The 22,865-nt window shown below is 43.8% G+C and carries 18 protein-coding genes; 12 read left to right on the plus strand and 6 right to left on the minus strand.

The genetic code is table 11. The features are described from left to right. Positions 1 to 38 precede the first annotated feature (38 nt). From AO498_RS08820 to AO498_RS08840, 5 genes are all read left to right on the plus strand, one after another. Positions 39 to 1,010: a GSCFA domain-containing protein gene (locus tag AO498_RS08820; protein WP_067546193.1), complete on the plus strand. Its 972-nt coding sequence runs from the start codon at positions 39 to 41 to the stop codon at positions 1,008 to 1,010. 171 nt (positions 1,011 to 1,181) lie between these two features. After that, on the plus strand, positions 1,182 to 3,212 hold the full coding sequence (locus AO498_RS08825; RefSeq protein ID WP_067546196.1) for a thioredoxin domain-containing protein: 2,031 nt from the start codon (positions 1,182 to 1,184) through the stop codon (positions 3,210 to 3,212). 3 nt (positions 3,213 to 3,215) lie between these two features. Next, entirely contained in the window at positions 3,216 to 5,735 is a 2,520-nt protein-coding gene (gene priA / locus AO498_RS08830) for a replication restart helicase PriA (RefSeq protein WP_067546200.1), read from the plus strand. Positions 5,736 to 5,871: 136 nt separating this feature from the next. Further along, positions 5,872 to 6,420 carry an RNA polymerase sigma factor gene (locus AO498_RS08835; RefSeq protein ID WP_148660210.1) on the plus strand — a complete coding sequence of 183 codons (549 nt, stop codon included), beginning with the start codon at positions 5,872 to 5,874 and terminating at the stop codon, positions 6,418 to 6,420. After that, positions 6,407 to 7,714 carry a hypothetical protein gene (locus AO498_RS08840; RefSeq protein WP_067546206.1) on the plus strand — a complete coding sequence of 436 codons (1,308 nt, stop codon included), beginning with the start codon at positions 6,407 to 6,409 and terminating at the stop codon, positions 7,712 to 7,714. Before AO498_RS08835 ends, AO498_RS08840 begins: the two co-directional genes overlap by 14 nt. Positions 7,715 to 7,848: 134 nt before the next feature. Here AO498_RS08840 and AO498_RS08845 read toward each other — a convergent pair whose 3' ends face one another. Further along, positions 7,849 to 8,568, minus strand: coding sequence for a DUF4397 domain-containing protein (locus AO498_RS08845; RefSeq protein ID WP_067546209.1), 720 nt, complete (start codon positions 8,566 to 8,568; stop codon positions 7,849 to 7,851). A 177-nt stretch (positions 8,569 to 8,745) separates the two neighbouring features. Here AO498_RS08845 and AO498_RS08850 point away from each other — a divergent pair, with 177 nt between their 5' ends. Then, positions 8,746 to 10,212 (plus strand): pyruvate kinase, encoded by a 1,467-nt coding sequence (locus tag AO498_RS08850; protein ID WP_067546212.1) that lies wholly within the window; start codon positions 8,746 to 8,748, stop codon positions 10,210 to 10,212. 129 nt (positions 10,213 to 10,341) lie between these two features. Then, complete coding sequence (locus tag AO498_RS08855) at positions 10,342 to 11,316, plus strand: ion channel (RefSeq protein ID WP_067546215.1); 975 nt, start codon at positions 10,342 to 10,344, stop codon at positions 11,314 to 11,316. A gap of 116 nt (positions 11,317 to 11,432) precedes the next feature. Here AO498_RS08855 and AO498_RS08860 read toward each other — a convergent pair whose 3' ends face one another. From AO498_RS08860 to AO498_RS08880, 5 genes are all read right to left on the minus strand, one after another. Continuing rightward, a complete protein-coding gene (locus AO498_RS08860) occupies positions 11,433 to 13,700 on the minus strand; it encodes a xanthine dehydrogenase family protein molybdopterin-binding subunit (RefSeq protein WP_067546219.1) in 2,268 nt (755 codons plus the stop codon). Positions 13,701 to 13,709: 9 nt separating this feature from the next. After that, positions 13,710 to 14,168: a (2Fe-2S)-binding protein gene (locus tag AO498_RS08865; RefSeq protein WP_067546221.1), complete on the minus strand. Its 459-nt coding sequence runs from the start codon at positions 14,166 to 14,168 to the stop codon at positions 13,710 to 13,712. Positions 14,169 to 14,373: 205 nt separating this feature from the next. Then, the gene (locus tag AO498_RS08870) at positions 14,374 to 15,774 is read right to left on the minus strand and encodes a Gfo/Idh/MocA family protein (RefSeq protein ID WP_067546224.1); all 1,401 of its coding nucleotides are present in this window, start codon (positions 15,772 to 15,774) and stop codon (positions 14,374 to 14,376) included. Positions 15,775 to 15,801: 27 nt separating this feature from the next. Further along, on the minus strand, positions 15,802 to 17,112 hold the full coding sequence (locus AO498_RS08875) for a TolB family protein (protein ID WP_082792290.1): 1,311 nt from the start codon (positions 17,110 to 17,112) through the stop codon (positions 15,802 to 15,804). 217 nt (positions 17,113 to 17,329) lie between these two features. Next, a complete protein-coding gene (locus tag AO498_RS08880; protein ID WP_067546228.1) occupies positions 17,330 to 18,223 on the minus strand; it encodes a hypothetical protein in 894 nt (297 codons plus the stop codon). A gap of 165 nt (positions 18,224 to 18,388) precedes the next feature. Here AO498_RS08880 and AO498_RS08885 point away from each other — a divergent pair, with 165 nt between their 5' ends. From AO498_RS08885 to AO498_RS08905, 5 genes are all read left to right on the plus strand, one after another. Next, positions 18,389 to 18,964: a Crp/Fnr family transcriptional regulator gene (locus tag AO498_RS08885; RefSeq protein WP_067546231.1), complete on the plus strand. Its 576-nt coding sequence runs from the start codon at positions 18,389 to 18,391 to the stop codon at positions 18,962 to 18,964. Between the two features lie 145 nt (positions 18,965 to 19,109). Then, positions 19,110 to 20,324 (plus strand): MFS transporter, encoded by a 1,215-nt coding sequence (locus tag AO498_RS08890; protein WP_067546234.1) that lies wholly within the window; start codon positions 19,110 to 19,112, stop codon positions 20,322 to 20,324. 224 nt (positions 20,325 to 20,548) lie between these two features. After that, complete coding sequence (locus AO498_RS08895; RefSeq protein ID WP_067546237.1) at positions 20,549 to 20,917, plus strand: nuclear transport factor 2 family protein; 369 nt, start codon at positions 20,549 to 20,551, stop codon at positions 20,915 to 20,917. A 173-nt stretch (positions 20,918 to 21,090) separates the two neighbouring features. Next, entirely contained in the window at positions 21,091 to 21,888 is a 798-nt protein-coding gene (locus AO498_RS08900) for a hypothetical protein (RefSeq protein WP_067546241.1), read from the plus strand. A gap of 4 nt (positions 21,889 to 21,892) precedes the next feature. Next, the gene (locus AO498_RS08905; RefSeq protein ID WP_067546244.1) at positions 21,893 to 22,792 is read left to right on the plus strand and encodes a helix-turn-helix domain-containing protein; all 900 of its coding nucleotides are present in this window, start codon (positions 21,893 to 21,895) and stop codon (positions 22,790 to 22,792) included. The last annotated feature ends 73 nt before the right edge of the window (positions 22,793 to 22,865 follow it).

Here is a 22,865-nt window from a genome sequence, read left to right on the forward strand (position 1 = left end):
TTTTGGGAAAATTTTCGCCTTCCTTTTACCTTCGGAGTATGCGATGGTCTATCGATTTTCCAATTTCCCCTCTTGCTAATCCGATTTCTCATTCTGGGAAAGTGGTTAGCTTGGGTTCCTGTTTTGCTCAAACTATAGGAGCTCGGATGCAACAGGTCAAGTTTGACACCTTGATCAATCCTTTTGGGACACTATTTCATCCTTTCAATGTGGTGGAGTTATTGGAGTCCTCCATTTTTCAGATTCCAATTGATCCTTCTGGAATTATTGAGCGGGAAGGTTTATTTACACATTATTCCTTTCATTCTGAAGTAATTGCTACCTCTCCGGAGGAGTTGATCGAGCGGTATACGGCTCAACAACAGCGCATAAGAGACTACTTGCAGTCTTCTTCTCACCTGATTTTGACCTTGGGAACAGCTTGGATTTACGAACATGAGTCCCACGGATTTGTAGCCAATTGTCATAAGCAACCGCAATCTATTTTTACCAAGCGATTAGCCACATTGAGCGAAATGGAGGATAAGTTTCGGACTCTTTTGCATAATCTGTCCCAAGTTTATCCTCAGTTAACTATCATTTTGACGCTAAGTCCGGTGAGGCACATCAAAGATGGAATTGCTGAAAATCAACTCAGTAAAAGCCTCCTTCGAGTCTTGTGTGGTAATCTGGAAAAAAGCAGGTTTCCGGTGAGCTATTTTCCAGCCTATGAGATTATGATGGATGAGTTGCGGGATTACCGGTTTTACAAATCAGATTTGATTCATCCTTCCCAAGAGGCAGAAGAATATATCTGGGAAAAATGGCAGCAGGTCGCTTTTTCGCCCGAAACCCAAGCCAAAATAAAAGAAATCCATGCCGTCCAAACCGATCTAGGGCATCGGTCTTTTCATCCCAATTCCGCCTCACATCAGAAATTCTTGCAGAATTTGCTCGGCAAACTGGAACGATTGAATGCAGATTTTGATTTTTCAGAGGAAATAGTCGAAGTCAAAAAGCAGATTAATTAGAAGTAAGAATCAGGACACTAGACAAAAGACCTAAGCCTGAGGAGCGTATCTAAGTCTTTAAAAAATGTTGTGTTCCGAAAATACAAAAACCTGAATCCTAACTTCCCAACCTCCTAACCAACCTCCAAACCTCCATCCTTCCAAACATCCTAACTCCCATACTTCCCCACCATGAAACCCAATCGACTGATTCATAGCCAAAGCCCCTATTTATTGCAGCATGCTTATAATCCTGTGGATTGGTACCCTTGGGGTCCGGAGGCGCTTCAGCGGGCCAAGGTGGAAAACAAACCGATTTTGGTTTCGATTGGCTATTCGGCCTGTCATTGGTGCCATGTGATGGAAAAGGAAAGTTTTGAAGATGCCGTCACCGCGCGCTTAATGAATGAGAGCTTCATTTGTATCAAAATCGACCGAGAAGAGCGACCTGATATTGATAACATTTACATGGATGCGGTGCAGGCCATGGGATTGCAGGGGGGCTGGCCGCTGAATGTCTTTTTGATGCCCAACCAAAAGCCATTCTATGGAGGAACCTATTTTCCTAACCTAAAGTGGAAGCAGTTATTGGCCAATATCGCCGATGCTTTTGCCAAGCATGAGGATCAGTTGGCGGAAAGTGCAGAGGGATTTGGTCGGGCTTTGCAGCGAAAAGAAACCGAAAAATACGGCATACAGCTCGGGGAGAAAGAGTTGGATCCGGATGAATTGGTAGAGATCATGACCAAACTCAGCGGGCAATTTGATGAGAAATGGGGTGGTATGAATCGAGTTCCCAAATTCCCCATGCCGGTGGTTTGGGACTTGGTGATGGATTATGCGAAGCTTTCCAAAAATGAATCTTACCTCCAAAAGGTCCTTTTTACCCTGAAAAAAATCGGGATGGGAGGTATCTACGACCATCTTCGAGGAGGATTTGCTCGCTATTCGGTGGATGGGGAGTGGTTTGCGCCACATTTTGAGAAAATGCTCTACGATAACGGGCAGCTTTTGGAACTGTATGCCAAAGCCTATCAGGTCAGTCAAGATCGATTTTTTCTGGAAAAAGTAACCGAAACGGTCGCTTGGTTAGAGGCAGAAATGCTTCAAGAAGAAGGTGGTTTTCTCTCGGCATTGGATGCCGATAGTGAAGGTGAAGAAGGCAAATTTTATACTTGGACCTACTCTGAATTGCAAGAATTAGTGCCTGAGGAGCTTCCTTGGTTGAGTAAATTGTACAAGCTAAAGCCGTTTGGAAATTGGGAAAACGGAGTGAGTATTCTTTTTCAGACTCAATCCTATCAAGAGCTTGCCGACGAATTTGGAATGGGCCTAGAGGAGTTTGAGGAAAAGCTGAATCAGGTCAAATTCCGACTTCTCGAAGTCAGAAATCGTCGAATTGCACCTGGCAAAGACGATAAAATACTCACGGGTTGGAATGCGTTGATGGATGCCGGATTGATTCAGGCCTATCATGCGACTGGAGAAAGGCGGATGTTGGACTTAGCCCTGAACAACCTGAAATTTATTCGAACTCGTCTGGAAAAAGAGGGCGTTTTGCTTCGTTCCTACAAAAGCGGGCAGGCCTACACTCCAGCTTTTCTGGAAGATTACGCAGCGTTGATTCGAGCCGAATTGATGGCTTTTGAAGCTACGGGGGAAGGTGAACATTTGGTATTTGCGAAGTCCCTAACCGATCGTTGTATCGATCAGTTTTTTGACCCAACAGATGGATTTTTCTTCTTCAATAATCCAAGTTCGGAGACCTTGATTGCTAACAAAAAAGAGATTTTCGACAATGTAATTCCAGCTTCTAATTCGATCATGGCCAGCAACTTACATCGTCTTGCCTTGTTGACTTATGAGGAATCGTATTCCAAGATCTCGAAGGATATGCTGGGAGGAATGAGTGAGTTAGTTGCCAAAGAACCTGGATTTTTGGCAAACTGGGGACATTTGTATTTGGAGAATTTAGTGCCGACTGCCGAAATCGCGATCATCGGAAAAGGTGCTAAGAATCTGGCGAACGAGTTTTTTCAGCTGGGAATTGCCAATGCGGTCTTGGCATGGTCGGAAATTCCGACAGAAACTGCCCCGATTCTTCAGGGAAAAACTCCCGATCCGACAGGAAATGCCTTAATTTATGTCTGCTTTGATCGGGCATGCCGAAGACCGGTCTCCACTGTCGCAGATGCTTTGGCTCAACTTCCCTATTTGAATTAATTCGTGCAAAATCTCTTTTCTGATCAGGATTTTTTTGACCCAAGCAGCGGAAATAATTTCGCTGATATTATCCTGCCTGTTCCGATTCCGAGGATGTTCACCTATAAGATTCCCAAGAATCTGCAGCCCCAAATTCAAATCGGCCTGCGGGTAATCGTGCAGTTTGGGAAGAAAAAAGTCCTCACCGGAATCATCGGAAAAGTGCATAATAAGCCGCCTCAAGCCTATGAGGCAAAGCCGATTTTAGACATTTTGGACGACCAGCCTAGTGTTAATCCACTTCAAATTCGATTTTGGTTTTGGATGGCGGAGTACTATTTCTGCCATATCGGAGAGGTGATGTTTGCCTCGATACCCTCCGGACTCCGGCTTTCTTCCGAAAGTAAAATTCAGGCTAATCCAAATTTCGACCTTGAAACCAGCAAGTATCCGCTAGACGTCCGTGAGGAGAAAATCCTTGAGGCGCTCGAAAAAAAGGAAGAATTGAGCTATGAGGATTGTGAGGAAATCCTGGGTGTAAAAACGATTCACCCGATTTTAAAAAGCTTGGTTGCCAAAGAAGCCATTTTGATTTTTGAAAAAGTCCAAGAAAAATACACGCCAAAGGTAGAAACCCGAATTCGTCTCAAGGAAGAATTTGTCCAATCCAAAGGGGCATTGGAAGCGATTTTTGAGGCAGTTCAGGGAAAGCCCAAGCAGGAATCGATTCTCTTGAAATACCTACGAGATGTTCCTGTTTTCAATAAACCGAAGCTTAATGAAAAAGGAGTGGACAAGGCTTCTTTGCTCGAGGAGGGAGATTCTGAAAGTTCACTGAAAACGCTGATCAAAAACGGGGTCTTCGAAAGTTTCAAGCATGTCGTCAACCGCATCGATGAAGAGGAGGCTGAACGCGAGGCTTCCCTGCTATCTTCGACTCAGCAGGTCGCTTTCGATGAGATAAAGACTCATTTTGAATCGAAACAGTCGGTCCTCCTTCATGGAGTGACTGGATCAGGAAAGACAGAAATCTACATCAAACTGATTCAGGAAGTTTTAGAAAGTGGATCCCAGGTCCTGATGCTTTTGCCAGAAATCGCCTTGACGACTCAGATTGTAGGTCGATTGAAACAAGTCTTCGGTTCGCAAATGGGTGTTTACCATTCCAAGTATTCAGACAATGAGCGCGTGGAGGTTTGGAATGGAGTGCTTTCGGGACGTTTTCCATTTGTGGTTGGGGTGAGATCCTCGATTTTTCTTCCATTTGACAGTTTGGGTTTGGTGATTGTAGATGAGGAACATGAGCCGAGTTACAAGCAATTTGACCCAGCTCCGCGGTTTCATGCCCGAGATGCGGCAATTATGCTGGCCTATTTCCATCAAGCCAAGACCCTTTTGGGTTCAGCGACACCTTCTTTTGAATCCTATTACAATGCCAACCAGGGAAAATACGGCTATGTGCAGCTATCCCATCGATTTGGAGATGCGAGCCTTCCTGAGTTTTTCCTGTCCAATATTTCCGCCGATCGAAAAAAGAACTTGCTCAAACTGGATTCCACTCGGTTGCTTCGTGAAAAGATCCAACACGCGCTAGATCAGCAACAGCAGGTGATCATTTTCCAAAACCGAAGAGGCTATTCCCCTTACGTGCAATGTGAAGATTGTAGCTGGACTGGGCAATGCGTGCAGTGTGATGTAAGTCTGACTTACCATCAGTTTGCGGAGGAGTTGCGATGCCATTATTGTGGGTATAAGGAGAAAATTCCGAGTTCCTGCCCGGCCTGTGGAAGTACCCAGCTAAGTACCCAGGGAATGGGAACAGAGCGAATTGAAGAGTCTTTGAGTTTGTTATTTCCGGAAGCAAGAATGGGGCGGATGGATTTGGATACGACTCGGAGTAAGTATGGCTACCAGCGATTGTTGGACGAATTTGCAGCTGGCCAGATTGATATTTTGGTTGGCACTCAGATGATCACCAAGGGATTGGATTTTGGAAAGGTGACGGTCGTGGGGATTTGGGATGGAGATCGGATTTTGAATTTCCCTGATTTCCGGGCCGGAGAACGAGCCTATCAGCAAATTACGCAAGTGGCAGGAAGAGCAGGGCGTCGGGACATTCAGGGTCAGGTGGTGATTCAGAGTAGAAACCCCGATCAGGAGCTTTTTCAGAAGGTTATTCAGGGCGATTATTTTGAATTTTTCCGTCAGGAAATGATCGATCGAAAGAAGTACTATTATCCCCCATTTGTCAAGTTGGTCAAAATCACAACTCGGCATGCCGATGCAAAAACCGCCGAAAAAGCAGCTCACGCCCTCCATTACCAGATGGCGAATGTAGCGGTGAAAAAGATTGTTTTGGGTCCGGAAAAAGGAATTATTGCCCGTATCAAAAATCAATATCAGTACGAGAGCTTGATCAAACTGGACCGACAGGGTGCTACCCAATCGGTCTTCAAAGAAAACTTAGCCCGAATCATTGAAGAGCTTCAATCCGTTCCCGAATTCCGATCCGTTCGGTGGGTGGTGGATGTTGATCCTAGCTAATTCAAATCAATTTTTCACTTTTTTGGAGGGCATTGTAGCGATTCTTTTCTTTGTCACGTACTTGATATCGAAATCGGCAGAGAATGCAAGCCGATTTTAACCAGAGGAATTCCCGCGCGAAATAGATCTTATTGAGTTGAATTTAACGGATGCCGAATTGATTGCCGGTTGCAAACGGCGGTCAAGAAAACATGAGGAGTTGTTTTTCAAACGCTACTATGGCTATGTCATGGGGATTAGTTTATCCTATGCCAAAAGCCGGGATATCGCTTTGGAAATCACCAATGACACCTTCCTCAAAGGCTTTGATTCGCTTCAAAAGATTCAGGAGATTCCTTCTCCCAAAGCATGGCTGAGAAGAATCTGCGTCAATACCGCCATCGACTATTACCGCCGCCACAAGAAATTTCAAAATCATACCGAAGCAGATGGAGACACTCCAGTCTTTGATCCGGTCTATGCGCCTGATCAGATGAACTATCAAGAATTGATTCGTCTGATTCAGCACTTGCCCGAGGATCATCAGCTGGTGTTTAATCTCTATGAAGTAGAAGGGTACAGCCATCGGGAAATCGCCGAGCGGTTGGAGATTACGGAGAGTTCTTCCCGCGTGTATCTCACTCGGGCCAAGACCAGGTTAAGACAATTGATTCAAAATCATTTTAAAGAATATGCAGGACGATAATCAAGAAAAGAAACTCGGCGACCTGCTCCGACAGCATCAGGAAAACCAAGCCCATCCTTACGAGGAGGGAGCTTGGGAATCATTTGAGCGATACCGTCAACCCAAGATTCGCCCGATTTGGTATTGGGCAGGGGGAATTGCGGCTTCGTTCCTGCTACTATGGGCAGTAGGAAGTGTGATTTGGTCCGATACCGATCCAAGCTCTTCCCAAGAGATCGAATACCTCACAGCGAATCGATCTCAAGAAGAAAATGAGGGGCCTCCAAAGTCGGTAGAAAGCGAAGCTAAAATCTCTTCCTCCAATGGAAATTTGCAGGATGAAACACAGAGCTTCAGTACAGAAACCGGCCAGACCGAAAGCCTCCAAGTAAAGACCGGAACCCAAGGAAAAAAAGCAAAAAGTAGTGAGTCCAAAACTCCGAAGACGCTTTCCCCAGAATTAGCCACTGGATTGGCTTTGGTAGAGAGACCAAAGGAATCTCTGGAAGAGCGAGTCATCGTTTCTGTTCAAGAAGATCAATCTAATCCGAAAACTTCCGCAGAGGAAATTGCCCCCACCTATTTGTCCGAAGAGGAAGCCAAAGCCAAATTGATGGCGCAAGTAGGTGAGGAAATGCTTGAAGAAGATCAAAAAGAATCTAAATCAGGTAAGTCCTTGGCTCTTGGGTTTGGTTCAGGATTTGGAGCCTCTGGAGGAGATGAACCTTCTTCTGGATCAAGTTTGAATCTCGGCGTATTGATGGGCTTGGATTTAGGGGAGAAGTTGACGATCAGTTCCGGCTTAGGTGTCAATTACTTCAATCAGGCCAGTGAGCGTCAGCTTTATGCCCAGGCAGCGGGCTTTGCTTCGGCAGTCAGAGAAACTCAGGAGGTGCGTCAGGTCCAGGTGGATATCCCTTTATACGTTACCTATCCGGTTACTTCGAATGGAACAATCAGTGTACAAGCGGGCTTTTCAAATTTGATTGCGTTTAACCAAAGCGCTCAACTCGAATCCAATTATACCCGACAGATAGCGGTTGCAGATACTGAATCAGCCTTTAGCAATACGCTTAAACTCCAGTCTCAACCGGTTACTCAAGTGAGTGAATTACCAGTGCCAGATCAGCGATTTTATCCTTTTGCCACTGCCAATTTTGGAGTGAATATTCGAATTTTTGAGCGCCAACATACGAGTTACGCTTTGATGCCGTTTTACAATTATCCACTTCAGGAATTTGCCGGAGCGGGACAGAAGCTAGGATTTTATGGGGCATCTTTTAAGATTCTCTTCGGAAAAACCGGAAAAAAATAAGTGCTGAATTCTAAACCAACTGAACCACCCAGAAGGAATTTTGGGTGGTTTTTTTAGACCTGTCAGGTCTTATCAAAAAAAATCCCGAGACCTGTTATTGGCCTCGGGGGAAGTAGTTTAAAAAGTACCCAGTGTTAGAAATCGATGTAATTGGTGATCAGTTGGAGGTCCAGCTTTTTGCTTCCGCTGGCTTCACTTTTTAATCCGCGTAAAATCAGCGTGTACACTCGATTGCCTTTCAATTCGAGTGTTCCGGTAGAAATCAAGTTTTCTCCATCCGCAGACTTTATGGTCAAGGTGGTGGAGCCTGGGCTGAGCGATGAGAAATCACTGATGGACTTGAATTCCGCTTGACTGAGAACCGGAGTTGCACTACCACTTACTTCGAGTGACACGGCTCCCGCATCGGGAGAAAGGTGAACCAGTCGAAGTTGAGCCTCTGCCGCAGTCGGATCTTCCCATTGGTCTTGCGTTAAAATCGCTTCATAGCCATCCACTTCTTCCACCAAAAACACCGAGTAGACCGTGTCTGCCTTCAGTTCAAATTCACGTTCCAACAGCGAAGTGGCCGAATTAAAGGAGGCAAATCGGAAATCTCTTTTTCCCGGATAAAAAGCGCTGTAGGCCAGCCATTCCGAATAGTTGAGCGGAACAGGATTGACTAGATTGGAATTGGCGGAAATCTGTACTCCCGGTGCATCAGGAGCACCGTTGTAGACGGAAACAAATGCGGCAGGCGGTAGATCGGCAGAATTTAATTCTGGTAAGCATGCCGTCGCCAATACCACTGTTCCGGCCAAAAGTCCCAATTTTCCCAAAGTTTGACGGGATAAAAGTTGAAACGGGTTCTTCATTTGTAGTAGGTTTAGTTTAAATACATGAGCAAGACGAGTATGCCATTTCATTCGCTTCAATAGTTTTAAAAAAATCTTCACCTCCTTCAAAAATTCAGAAATCTAAGTCTTGAAATTCGACGTAAACGCTATGGATTTGGGTGAATTTGTGGAACTTGTGCTACTACTCTGAATATCATGTCTACTCCGCTGCTTGAGCAAATTTCCTTTGAACTGAAGAGCCTTCAAGGCTCCATGTTGGAGGCATCTGCTCGTTTTCAGGATCGTATTTCTGAATTGGCTCCCGTTAATATCAACTCTGCCCGAAATCTGATCCATTACTTGGTGCTTCGGAATACAGCGGCTCAGGACTTGCAGTATCAGCTTCATGAATTAGGCCTATCCTCCTTGGCAAGCTGCGAGAGTCATACCTTAAGACAAATTCAGGTGACTTTGGAGCGATTGGGAGTTGAGATTAATTCACCTTGTCCGTGTACGATGACTTTTGGCGCCCAAAAAATAGAGGATGGAAGAGAACGACTCTTTGGGCCGAAGGCTGCAGATTGGTCCAACTCGGTAATGGTGACCTTCGATAAGAGTTTTTTGGATCAGCCGGAATGGATTTTACGGCTGATGCAAAATGGCATGACTGTGGCCCGAATCAACTGTGCTCATGATGATGAAAAAACATGGATCCAATTGGTGCAGGCCATTCGAAAGGTTAGTAAGGAATCAGGTTTGTCCTGTGCGATCCATGTGGATTTAGCAGGTCCCAAGCTTCGAACCCTTTTGTTGAAAAAAGGAAAATCAGCGGGACGAGTCAAACTTGAGCCTGGACAATCGCTTTGGTTGAGCGATTCAGGGGCGGGTTTTTCTGGAAAAGACGTGGTGATCAGTCCACAGGAAGAGGGAGTGATTGGAAGTTTGAAAGTGGGAGAGCGTGTTTATATGGACGATGGATTGATTCTCTGTCGGGTAGAAAAAATGACCGATCGAGGAGCAAAACTTTTGGTGGAGCGCGTTTCTACCAAGAAGTTCCAACTGAAAAATGAAAAGGGGATGAATTTTCCCGATTCTAGTTTGGCGATTCCATCCCTAACCGAATACGACGAAAGCTGTTTATCCTTTGTGGCAAACTATGCCGATACAGTAGGTTTTTCATTTGTCCGGATGCCAAGCGATATTGAACTCCTTCGTGACAAGCTAAGCAAACGAACCGACCGGGAAATTCCAATTATTCTCAAAATCGAAACCCGAGAGGCCGTGGAGCATTTGCCTGATCTGTTATTGGAAGGGATGAGATCACCTGATTTTGGGGTGATGATCGCAAGGGGAGATTTGGCGGTGGAGGTAGGATTTGAGCGATTGGTAGAGATTCAAGAGGAAATTTCTTGGCTTTGCGAGGCCGCTCATGTGCCGGTGATTTGGGCTACACAGGTATTGGAATCCTTGCATAAGTCAGGGGTGGCAACCCGTGCTGAAATCACCGATGCCGGTCGGGCAGCCTTGGCTGAATGCATCATGATCAACAAAGGTCCACATACGCTGGAGGTTCTACGATCTCTCCGAGAAATCGCCCATAAAAGCCGAGCTCAAAAGATCAAGAACCGATTGATTTTCCGTCCATTGAAAATTGCAGAGCGATTTTTTGAGGTAAATAAGTAGGGGTTAAAAAATTTTGAGGGAGCTAAAGAAGCTTAGTCTTATTTCATTTAAAACCGATTAATTTCTATTTTGAAACCTAGGATTAAGTTGATTTTTTGCTTGAATCCAATTTTCTAAAAGCATGAATCCATGGCTAAAAAGACGGGGGATCCTTTCTCCAAACTAGAGCAAGAGCGGAATCGGAAAGACTCAGGCTTTGGGACCGCGACTACCAGTACTCGGGCTCGTTTGATACTTCCCGATGGAAGGTTTAATGTTATGCGAAACGGGCAATCTTTTTCAGCTCGGCTCAATCTCTATCATCGATTGATTACCATGCCGGTCTTTGAATTTGTTTTGGTCATTGCTCTGGCGTATTTCCTGGTTAATCTGGTATTTGCAGGGATTTATTATTCGATAGGTCTCGAGCACCTCAGTGGGATAGATGAACAAACGAAATTTATTTCTCCGTTTTGGGGGGCATTTTTCTTCAGCAGCCAGACTTTGACTACAGTGGGTTATGGGCATATCAGTCCCCTGGGAAGCTTGACGAATGTGGTGGCGGCGATAGAAGCCTTGTTAGGATTAATGATGTTTGCCCTTATCACTGGCTTGGTTTATGGTCGATTTAGTACCCCAAGTCCAAAGATTTTATTTAGCCAGCATTTATTGGTTTCGCCGTACTTGGATATGAATGGATTGATGTTTCGTGTAGTCAATGAGCGAAATAGCCAACTGATCAATACTTCGGTGAATTTGATGATGAGTCGAAATGAGGCAGATAGCACGGGGAAATTGATTCGGAAATATTACAACTTAGCTCTGGAACGGGATTTTATTCAGTTTTTCTCCACAAGTTGGACGGTGGTCCATCCGATTACACCCGAAAGTCCATTTTTCAATGAAACCCCCGAAAGTTTGGCTGCATCGGATACTGAGATACTGGTTGCATTGGAAGGTCATAATGATGCCTATTCCAATTCAGTCCATGTCAGGACTTCCTATCTTTATTCTGAATTTGTCTGGGGGAGAAAGTTTGTGCCTATTTTATCCGAAAAAGGAAATGGATATCTAATCGATTTAAATAAGATTAATGAGACGGTTGAAGCCCCTTTAAATGTGTGAGGATACTTGAATCAATCTGTTCCCAAACGAAAACAGCCCGAAGATTTCTCCTCGGGCTGTTTTCGTTATATCGTTTTTGGCTTCAAACCTTTTGGGTTTTTGGAAACCCCAAAGGATTACATCTTCAAATTTTGCATCTCCAATTGCGGAGCAAAAGGTTGCTCGTAGTAGCGCTTGCCGGTTGCCTTGTACAAGGAGTTGGCTAGGGCGGCGAAGACAGGAGGGAAGAAAGGTTCTCCCAATCCTGTTGGGTCCTCCTGACTTTCCACAAAGTGAATTTCGATAGACTTAGGTGCTTCCTTATGTCGAATCATTCGGTACTTATCAAAGTTCGTCTTGTTAGGTGCCCCATTTTCAAAGGCTAATTCACCAAAGAAGGCGTTTCCTATGCCATCGATAATAGCTCCTTCACCCATATTGGTGGCAGCGTCCGGATTGACGACGATTCCGCAATCCACTGCTGCGACTACTTTCTCTACCACTGGTTTGGAGTCTTTGATAACCGTGTCTACAACTTCAGCGACATACGAATTGTGACAGAAATACGCCGAGACGCCTCTACTTACTCCTGGTGCAGGTGAGGTCCAATTGGATTTTTCACGCACGAGTTCGAGAACTCCCGCATAGCGCTTAGCATCGTAATCGTTGTTTTCACCTACCGGATTGGTTTCTGCCCGCTTGAGCAATTCCAAACGGAATTCGATGGGATCTTTGCCCATAACTTCCGCTAATTCATCCAAGAAGCTTTGCTCAGCCGCTGCGATAAAGTTGGATCGTGGTGCGCGGAATGCTCCAATGGTGATGTTGGATTCGATTTGCCAAGCTTCCGCCAAGTAATTGTCGATGGCTCCTGCAGGGAATCGGTTGGCATGAAGGGGAGTTTCAGGAATTCCGCCAGCTTTTACATGCAGTGCCAACAAGTTGTTGTTTTCATCCAATGCAGCCCGATATGTGGCAGAATAAGTAGGACGATACACCCCAGCGGACATATCATCTTCACGCGTGTAGACCATCTTTACCGGAGCTTGAATTTTCTGAGAAATCAATGCTGCTTCGGTCATGTGGTGGCTATAAGCTCTTCGTCCAAATCCGCCTCCCATTCGGGCAAGATTGATTTGGATATTTTCTTTTGGAATCCCCAAGCTGCTTGCCAAAGTGTTGGCAATAAATTCTGGAGCTTGAGTGGGACCATAAATCACCGCTTGATCTCCTTTGACATCTGCAAAGCAGTTCATCGGTTCCATGGTATTATGCGCCAAGAATGGTGCTGAATAGGTTTTTTCAATCACTTTGGCTGCCTTTTTAAAGGCTTCTTCCGGATTTCCATCTCGTCGAACTACGTTGCCAGGCTTCTGGATGTACTCGGCCATTCGTTCCTTATGACGGTTGGTGTTTTCTAGACCCGCTGGCACTGTGACTTTTGAATTGCCTCGACCACCGAATCCTGCTATTTCAAAGCTCTCTTCCGGTGCATTTTCCCATTCGACTACCAAGGACTTTTTGGCTTGCATCACCTCCCAGGTAGAATTTCCAACTATGGCTACAATCTCTGGGAACGTAGCGGTGTCAAAGAAATTTCTTCCGTAGTCGTCTTTAAATAAGTTGATCGAAAAGACATCCATAATCCCAGACATCCCACTTACTGAGCTTTTGTCAAAAGATTTGAGTTTCATTCCGAAAGCAGGAGGATGTACGATGGCCGCGTACTTCATTCCTTCTACTTTGTGGTCAATTCCAAAAAGCGGTTTTCCGGTTACGATTTTTGCACCATCGACATTCTTTTTGGAGTTTCCGACGATTTTGAAGCTAGAAATTTCTTTTAACGTAACCTCCTCAGGTACCTCCATGGTGGCAGCAAGAGAAGCCATTTCTCCATAATGGGCTTTTTTACCACTTCCTTTGTGTTCAATAATTCCAGCTGAAGTGGTGATTTCTGCAGTGGGTACATTCCAGGTTTGTGCCGCTGCTGCGATCAGCATGGCCCGGGCTGTTGCTCCGGCGGTTCGAAGTGGAGTCCAACCTTGTCGAATTCCTTGACTTCCTCCGGTGAATTGACGCTCGATTCGAGTAGGCCAGAAGTCAGCTTGCTCCACGAATACATTTTTCCAATCTGTATCGAGTTCCTCTGCCAAAATCATCGGCATGGAGGTCTTGACATTGGAACCGAATTCCGGGTTGGGAGAATAAAGCGTAACGGCTCCGTTTTCTCCGATTTTGATATAGCTATTCAGTTCAAACCATTCTTTAGGCATCGCCAATAGCTCTTCCTCCAGAGTAGGCTTGCAGCCGGCGAGCCAGCTAAAACTGAGCATCATCCCTCCACCCGCTAAGGCGGATACTTTCAAAAATGATCTACGATCTAAATTTTTATTGATAGTTGCCATAGTCTTGGATTAAAGGTTTTTGGAGGCAGTATGAATCGCTGCTTTGATTCGGGTATAGGTTCCGCAACGGCAGATATTTCCATTCATCGCATTGTCGATATCGGTATCCGAAGGATTTGGATTCTGGGCCAAAAGTGCTGCTGCACTCATGATTTGACCCGCTTGGCAATAACCACACTGAGGGACATCGTGCTCCAGCCAAGCTTGCTGAACAGGGTGATCTCCATTTTCAGAAAGACCTTCGATGGTGGTGATTTGAGCACCTTCTGCTGCCGAAACTGGAAGCTGGCAAGAGCGTATTGCATTACCGTCCAAATGAATGGTGCAGGCGCCGCATTGGGCGATACCGCAACCAAATTTAGTACCCACCAAATCCAAGTGATCTCTCAATACCCAAAGCATGGGGGTACTTGGATCCACATCGACTTGTTGGGATTTGCCATTGATTGTTAGATTGAAAAGGGCCATGGTATGTTCAATTTAGAAGTTCAAGTTAGGAATTTGTGGTGGTGTCAGTATTACGAAATTCAAACGGAAGCTTTTAGAAATCAAGTAGTTTAAAAGGCGGCAAGATTTTTAGAAGTTGGGCTTTTGAATTCTAGTCTTAAAACTTTACTAAAACGCCTTAAAAACTAAATCCAACCCTTTCGAGGTTGGATTTAGCGTTTTCCTATTACTTCAACTTCAGATTTACCGGGTCCCAGTGGATGATTTTTTTATCAAAATAACTTTCGTTACAGGCTAAAGCAGGAGCAGCAGCCCGGAATCCAAACTCCGCATCCTCAACTACTGGATTTCCAGTTCGGATCGCATCAAAGAAGTTGGTAAAGTGATCCAAGTGATCGCTGTACCCATCCGGAGCTTTGAAGATAATGTCTTCTTTGGTTGGGCGTCTTCGCTGCTCGGGTGTCCATTTGGCATCATACTCAGCGCGCATTTCATCTTGCATCTGTTTGGAGAAAGTAAACAAGGAATCATAACCTCCAAATCCTGGTGCTTCTGGTAAAATGCTATGCGTTACGGTCAGTCCATTTCCCTTGAGTGTCATGACTCCTTCCGAACCGACCAACTGGATGATTTCCTGTCCTCCTGTTCCACTGATAAAGTTTACCTGCAAGGTCATCAAATAGCCTGGATGCTCTGGGCTATCGGGATATTGCATGATTCCTGACATGACGTCTGGAAGATTTCTTCCATCCTTCCAATAGCTAAGTTGACCCGTGCTGAAGATCGTTTCAGGGCCTTTGGAATTGGTGATCAAATGAGTGCCACTAAGCAGGTGGATAAATAAATCCCCAGCAACGCCGGTTCCAACTTCCTTGAAAGCTCTCCACCAGAAGAATTTCTTAGCGTCAAACTCCATTTTTTCCGTCACTTCGATAAATCGCTCCCAATCGGTCGTTTCTGCGCTGGCATCCTTTGGAATGGTGTATTCCCAAGCACCAATTGAGCTTTGCCGATCGTAGACGGCATTCACCATATTCAATTGTCCGATTTCTCCTGACGCTAGAAGTTCTTTAGCTTTTTGATAGCCAATGCTGCTGACTCGCTGGCTTCCTACTTGAAGTACTTTGCCAGATTTTTTGGCGGCTTCCATCACGGGATAACCTTCGGAAATTTTCGAAACCATCGGTTTCTCGATGTACACATGCTTTCCTTTGGCCAAGGCATCCAAGGTCATCTGAGCATGCCAACAATCCATCGAGCAAATCAATACCGCATCAATATCCGGTCGGTCGAGTAAATCCTTATAATTTCTGGTCGTGTATAAATCGGGGCCAAATTGCTCTTTGGCATTTTCTAACCGACCAGTGTATAAATCACAAATTCCGGCTAGTTCTACGCCGGGAACTTTGAGCGCTGTAGTTAAATCAAAATGTCCTTGAACGCCGTAGCCGATTACTCCGATTCGAATGGTATCGTTGGAGGAAATCTTGCGCTCATAGTGGAGGATCCGTTCTTCGGCTTTTTCTTGAGCTCCGAGCGTAAGGAGAGGGGTCGCGGCCGTGGCTAGGCTGGTTGCGCCTAATTGCTGAAGGAATTTTCTTCGAGAGGCAGAAGAATGCTTAGACATAGGTTTGTAGGGTTATTACTCTAAAGGTTAATTAATTGCATAACTGACAAAAGCTAGTTTTTGGCTGTCAGGGCTCCATGAAGGTACGTTGAAAGAGCCTTGTCCACCAAAGAAAACCGGCGTTAAATCCTTGATTTCTCTGGTTTCGAGATTCATCAGTCGAATTTTTACTTCTTTCCCGAAAGGATGTCCTTGCTCCTGATTTTGCATATAGGAAATGTAGGCAATCCATCTTCCGTCAGGTGAAGGGTGAGGGAACCAGTTGGAATACTCATCGAAGGTTAGCTGTTCTGGATTTTTGCCATTGGTATCCATTCTCCAAAGCTGCATGTGTCCTGTTCGGAAAGAGTTGATGTAAATGTATTTTCCATCCGGAGAGTAATCTGGTCCATCATCTAATCCTTCGGCTGTGGTTAGTCTTTTTTCTTTTCCACCTTGGGTACTGATGGTGTAGATATCATAATTCCCGTTTCGCTCTCCTGTATAGGCAAGGGTCTTCCCGTCGGGACTCCATCCATGCCAATAGGATACTACTTCAGAGGTGATTCTTCTCGGTTCTCCTCCAGAAATCGGAAGAATATAAATAACCGATTTGTAAGGTTTTGGCGAGGGGTCAGTTTTATCATTGTGACTAATGGCAAGCCATTTTTTGTCGGGAGAAATACCATGGTCATTGTTGCATGCAGTGGCAAATCCTGTGTCCAAAAGTTTCATTTCTTTGGATGCGAGATCAAAGGTGTAAATCTTTCCCAGACTGTTTAAAATCAAGTAATTGTCTGGATGCCAGTTTGGAGCTTCCACATGTTTTCGCAGTGTGGCTAAAGTCTCCAATCGGCCGGTGGTGATATCTACGGTGTGGATAAAACTCGTGGTGTCTTTTTTGGAATCAGGGGCTGCGTGCTGGTGGTTGGATTGCCCGACGAGTTTCCAGCCTTGCGAAGTTTTTTCCAGCATTCTGATTTCCGTAGAGTGGGTAGGTCGTCCATCTTTCCCAACTGAAATTTCATCATGACTCACCCAGGCATTGCTTGGATAAATGGCCATTTTGAAGTTGGAAAGAATCGCCAATCCTCCATTCCCGAACATGGAAGCAGGAGGATTTTTCATCAAGGATGCTGGAGCATCGAAAAACTGCCCAGAGGTAGTCGAGGTAAGGATTCGGCTGTAGGGTTGATCCAGCCAACAATCCGCATGACCTTGCCGATCTCCCATTCGCCAAGTCAAGCCTTCTTTTTCCAAAAGTTGAATGATAGCTACAGAATCACTGGGTGTTTGTGCTGGTAGACTATGAACCAATAGAACCATCAAAAAAAGAGACGGAACTAGTTTTGTGTTCATCGAAAGCAATGAATTGTTGAATAGGAAACTCTTTTTCAGAATTTTCATGGTGTGATTGAAGGTGGATTTTGGGTGAGAAAAGAACTCCTTATAAGTTAGAAAAAACCAAAAAGGATGAATTGAAAAAATGTCTCAGGAAACAATTGGAATAGATAGTCGGAAAAAAATGGGTTTTACATTAGGAGAAGTATTTGTGTTTTTTGACTGTCTTCCTGTATTATTTCCCAATATATTTCTTCAGCTCTTTTTTGTCCATTTCTAGGGTGATTAAATCGGTGGGGTGGAGAACAGTGATCTCTTCTTCTACCTGGTCAGATGCAATCGAACCTTTTTCAGTGTAAATCTTAACCGGGTAATTAATCCAGAGTACACCCTTAATGTCCATTTCCCATCTGCTTTGAATCATTTTTACTTGAAAGAGGTCTGAATTGGGGTAAGTTGATGGAGCAGCGACAGCTTGTCCGGGAATCACCAAATCTCCGATTTCAACTTGCGCTGAATTTGCCTTTAGTCCTGATAGTCTTGTGAAGGTTCCATCTTGGTGATAAATTTCAATGTAGTTTTCAGAAGCAAAATCTGAAGGACCTTCGGAAACTTTTTCAGAATCCATTTTTAATTCAGATACAATTCCTTTTCGCGGGGCAGTCACATTTTTGGATTCTTGGAATAGGAAGAGGGCTCCTGTGTAAGGCTGGTTTTTCTCACTTTTAGTATTTGGCGAAAAAGAGACCGTGAGAGGGCGCATGGTCGTCTTGCTGCCTGGCTCAAGTGGGATCAAATAAGGATTCTCGCTCGGGAGGGATTGCTGAAAGTCGCCCTTATACAGCTTGGTGTTATATCTAAACCCAATGTTTTCATTTCCATAGATCGATTGAAGTTTGACCAAGGTACTTTTCCCTGGTTTGGCAACTTTATAAATCAATTCACCTTCTAAGGATTCGAGGTTTTTAAGTTCTTGAAATTGAATTTGGATGGTATAGGGAATTTTATGGTCATTCAGCGCAAATAGGGTAAGGTTTCGTTCTTGATCTTGTTCCGCTAGAATTTGTACTTGTGCATTAAGCTGGATGGAATTGAAGACCAAAAGGAATAATGCGGTAAATCGAATCATTGAAAAGAAGCTGTTAGGATAACGAGTATTTGATGTTACTAAATAAGAGTTTCTTTTTAAATTGTTCCAAGCCCGATTGCAATTAAATTCTGAATTTAGGTTCAGATCATCGGATACTATCGGGAACAAATTTAATCTTGCGTTTCTCCTTCCAAATCATCGAAAATGTCCGCTTTAACTCCATTGCTTTCTTTTTTTGAATCGGTTCAATCTCTTTCCCAAGAAGCGCATGATAGTCTAGTTTCCCTTTGCTCCATCAAATCCTATCATAAAAATGAGGAGATCCAATCGGTGGGGGCGACCTGCAAGACCATCTATTTTATGCTTTCGGGGATTGGAAGGATTTATTATTTGAAAGATGGAGTGGAGGTAACGGAGTATTTCGCGTTTCCTAAGGATTTGATTATTCGAGCGGAAAGCCTATTCACACAGTTGCCAAGTCGAAAGGCAATCCAAGCATTGGAAGATTCTACCGTTGTGGCAATCCCTGCCGATCCACTTTTTCAATTGTTTGATAAGCATGCAGATCTAGAGCGATTATTTCGAAAGCTTGTTCAGCAATCGTATGTGGAAACACTTCGCCGTTTAGAAAATATCCAGTTTCAGACCGCGGAGGAGCGTTATGCCAAATTGTTGGAAGAAAAGCCAGAATTGGTTCAGGCTTTACCCCTAAAATATATCGCTTCGTTTTTGGGGATCACTCAAGTAAGTCTCAGTCGAATCCGAGGGCAAAGAAAGTAGGCAGTTTGCAGTAGCAGTTGACAACACTGGAAACTGAGACTACAAACTGATCACTCTAAGAAATTGCGGTGAATTCCTTTTTTAACATTTGTAAAAGCTTTCCGAATCTTTGCACTTGACCTTTGTTTTCTAGCCTCAGAAAACCATGGGTCCTCAACTTGGTCTAAAAGAAAACTGGAAACAATTCTCCTTACTGGTTCTAATCAATGCCTTTGTTGGAGGCATGATCGGATTAGAGCGGAGCATTTTCCCACAGTTTGCTAAGCTTGAATTTGGTGTAGAATCCAAAACTGCTCTATTGTCTTTCATTGCTGCTTTTGGTTTGACCAAGGCAATCTCCAATTATTTCGCCGGGCGATTGGCTAATCAAATAGGACGTCGTAACCTCCTTATTTATGGATGGCTTCTTGCCTTACCGGTTCCGTTCATTTTGATTTTTGCTCCAAGCTGGAATTGGGTGATTTTCGCGAACATCCTTTTGGGCATTAGCCAAGGATTTACCTGGAGCAGTACGATTGTCATGAAGATCGATTTGGTAGGAGAAAGGAACAGGGGATTTGCAATGGGGCTCAATGAATTTGCCGGATATTTTTCGGTAGGAATCGTAGCATTTTTGACTGGATGGTTGGCCCAGCACTATGGTGTGACCCCATATCCTTTTTATTTGGGTATTGGGATTTCAATCATCGGCTTGCTTTTGAGTTGGATTTGGGTGAAAGATACCCGAGCCTTTGTCCAAAAAGAGGGAGCTTTTACAGTCGCCAAACCCTTAAAAAATGTGTTTTGGGAAACTACCTTTAAAAACAAAACCCTCAGTTCGGTGACTCAAGCTGGCCTAGTCAACAACCTTAATGATGGGATGATCTGGGGTCTGTATCCAATTTTTCTGAAATCCTTGGATTTTAACCACGAACAAATTGGCTTTCTGGCAGGAATTTACCCGACAGTTTGGGGAATCGGTCAGCTGTTTACAGGTAAAATATCTGATCATTTATCCAAAAAAGGACTACTTTTTTGGGGGATGCTATTGCAGGGATTGGCGATTTTTGGAATTCTACAAACCTCTGATTTCTCACAGTTAGTTCTAATCTCGGGATTATTAGGATTTGGGACGGCCATGGTATATCCTACCTTTTTAACCACCATCGCAGAGTTTACTACTCCCAAACAGCGGGCAGAAAGTATTGGGGTATTTAGACTTTGGAGAGATTTGGGGTATGTCATCGGTGCTCTTTTTTCTGGAATCATTGCGGACCTTCTGGGGATCGACTGGGCGATAGGATTTATTGGATTTTTGACCGTTGTTTCAGCGATCATTATCCAATTTCGGATGAAAGGCCGACACAAGCTTTGGTCTTGATTTTAATAAAAGTAAGGGATTAGGAATGCTCAGTGCTATTCATTTACAAATCAATGAGTTTTCTCATTTCCTAATTTTTTCATTCTTCAGCGTACCCTTCTTTTCGATTAATTTGATGATGTGAATTGGGAAAATTGATTGATTGGTTAAACCCAAGGGATTGAAAACCTAGCACGACCTTTGCGTAATAATTTTTACACCCGCTTAACCCCCAAACATCGCTTATGATTACAGAATCAGAGTTGATCCGCTTATCCCAGGAAAAATTTGAAAAATGGGAAAAATCAGACTTGGATAGTATTTCCAATTTGTTTGATGATCAGGGAGTTTTGATTTGTTCAAATGGGAAACCGGAGACCAAATCAGAAATTTTAGAAATAGTCAAATCGGGTTCTATGGCCTTGAAAAATCTTCATTTGCAGTGGGCATTTGCGCGCGTGTATGGCAATACAGGTGTGGTACATGGCGAAGGCGAAATTACCTATGCGATCAAAGGAGAAGAACATTCCGGCGGCCTCCATTTTTTGGATGTTTGGGTAGAGCGCGAAGGAGGCTGGAAGTTGGTTTCCTCTCATTTCAACGAGCCCCATTAATAATTTAATAGAAAGTTAGTGTCAGCCAATTGGATTCCAGTTGGCTGATTTTATTTTTAGCCTTAGATAGTTTTGTAAACCATTGTTTGATTTTTATAAGTTTTCGTTCGATTAGGATTAGCTATATCGATGGGAAATAGTCACTTTTGCGCCCAGATTTATTATCCAAACCTATGTTTATCAATCCTATTCCTGCTCGAGTTCATTCCTTAGGCAAAACTTTCGCCCTGTTCGTATTGACTGTTGCATGTTTTCAAAGTGTAAGCTTTTCTCAGACCGTGGAGCAAGCAAAAACCTTCCATGTAAATGGCACAGTTACCGCTACTAATAATGGTATTTCCCTGATTCCATCCTTTTCTCTAGGGCGACCTGCAGCCTTCTTTGATTTTAGTGTGGGAGGCGAGCGACTTTCTTTTGATCCGATGTTTCGATTTGGGATGGATGGGAAGCCTTGGACTTTTGTCCTTTGGGGACGATATAAAGTCATCAAAGACAAGCGCTTTACCCTGAGTGTTGGCGCTCACCCTGCGTTCATGTTTCGAGATATGACAGTTTTGGTCGATGGTAAGCCTGTAACTATGATGGGAACTCAGCGATTTATAGCCGGAGAAATTTTGCCAATGTATAAAGTCAATAATCACTTTAGTGTGGGGATTTATTATTTGCAAGGCCATGGATTAAATCCTATTCCTCCTAAAAGCTCGAAATTTTTGGCTTTGAATACTGTGTTTTCCAATCTGGCGCTCAGTAAGGAAATCAGCTTAAGAATGAATCCTCAGGTGTATTTTTTAAGTGTGGATGGGGTGACTGGGACTTATGTTACCTCTTCATTTACAGTTACCAAAAAGGATTTTCCTATCGGTTTTCAAACTTTGTTTAACCAAAAAATCAAATCAGACGTAGCTGGAGATAACCTCGTCTGGAACCTTAGCTTGTTGTATAATTTTTCAACTAATTTCTCCAAAAAATAGGCCTATGCAGAAATCAGAGACCTTGGAAGAGTTTTACCGAAGGAAATTTAACTGGATTCCTGAAAGTCTTAAAAATGACTTTGGACACTTCAATATTTTCCGTCTCGAGCCGTATTTGGAAGGAAGTGTGAAATCAATTCCTTACAGAAGAAGGGATTTTTACAAGGTGATGCTATTCAAGGGAGAGAGTAAGGTTCATTTTGCGGATCGGGTGTATGAAGTGAAAAAGCAGGCTTTGGCTTTTTCCAATCCCATGGTCCCTTATAAATGGGATCATGTCGAATCTTCCTCGTCCGGGGTTTATTGCATTTTCAATCCTGGTTTCTTTCTGAACTTTGGGCAGATTAATCAATATGAGGTTTTTCAACCCAATGGAACTCATGTATTTGAGCTGACAGATGCCGAGGTACTGAAGGTGGAAGAAATATTTGAAAAGATGAATCAGGAGCTTACTTCCGAATACAAATACAAGTATGACCTGATTCGAAATTTGATTTTCGAGTTGATTCATTTTGGAATGAAGCTTCAGTCTGCGGAGGTTCAGCAGACCAAACATGGAAATGCCTCACTTCGAATCGCTTCTTTATTTATGGAGTTACTCGAGCGACAATTCCCCGTAGATGATACCCATCAGACCATCGAATTACGGACACCGGCGGAGTTCGCCAACCAGCTAAATATTCATGTCAATCACCTCAACCGGGCGATTAAGGAAATGACTGGAAAAACTACTTCGCAGATGATTTCTGATCGACTAGTGCAAGAAAGTAAGATTTTGCTCAAACAAAGCAACTGGAATGTTTCTCAAGTTGCCTTTGCCTTAGGATTTAATGAGGTGACTCACTTTAATAATTTCTTTAAAAAGCATACCCAATTAAGCCCAACACAATTTCGGAAAAGCTGATTTTAGCTTTGTAAAATTGGAAGGGATCAGAAATTTCTTCAAAATGTCAATTATCCATTCTAAACATTGAAAA

This window comes from Algoriphagus sanaruensis, from assembly GCF_001593605.1.
Classification (GTDB): Bacteria; Bacteroidota; Bacteroidia; order Cytophagales; family Cyclobacteriaceae; genus Algoriphagus; species Algoriphagus sanaruensis.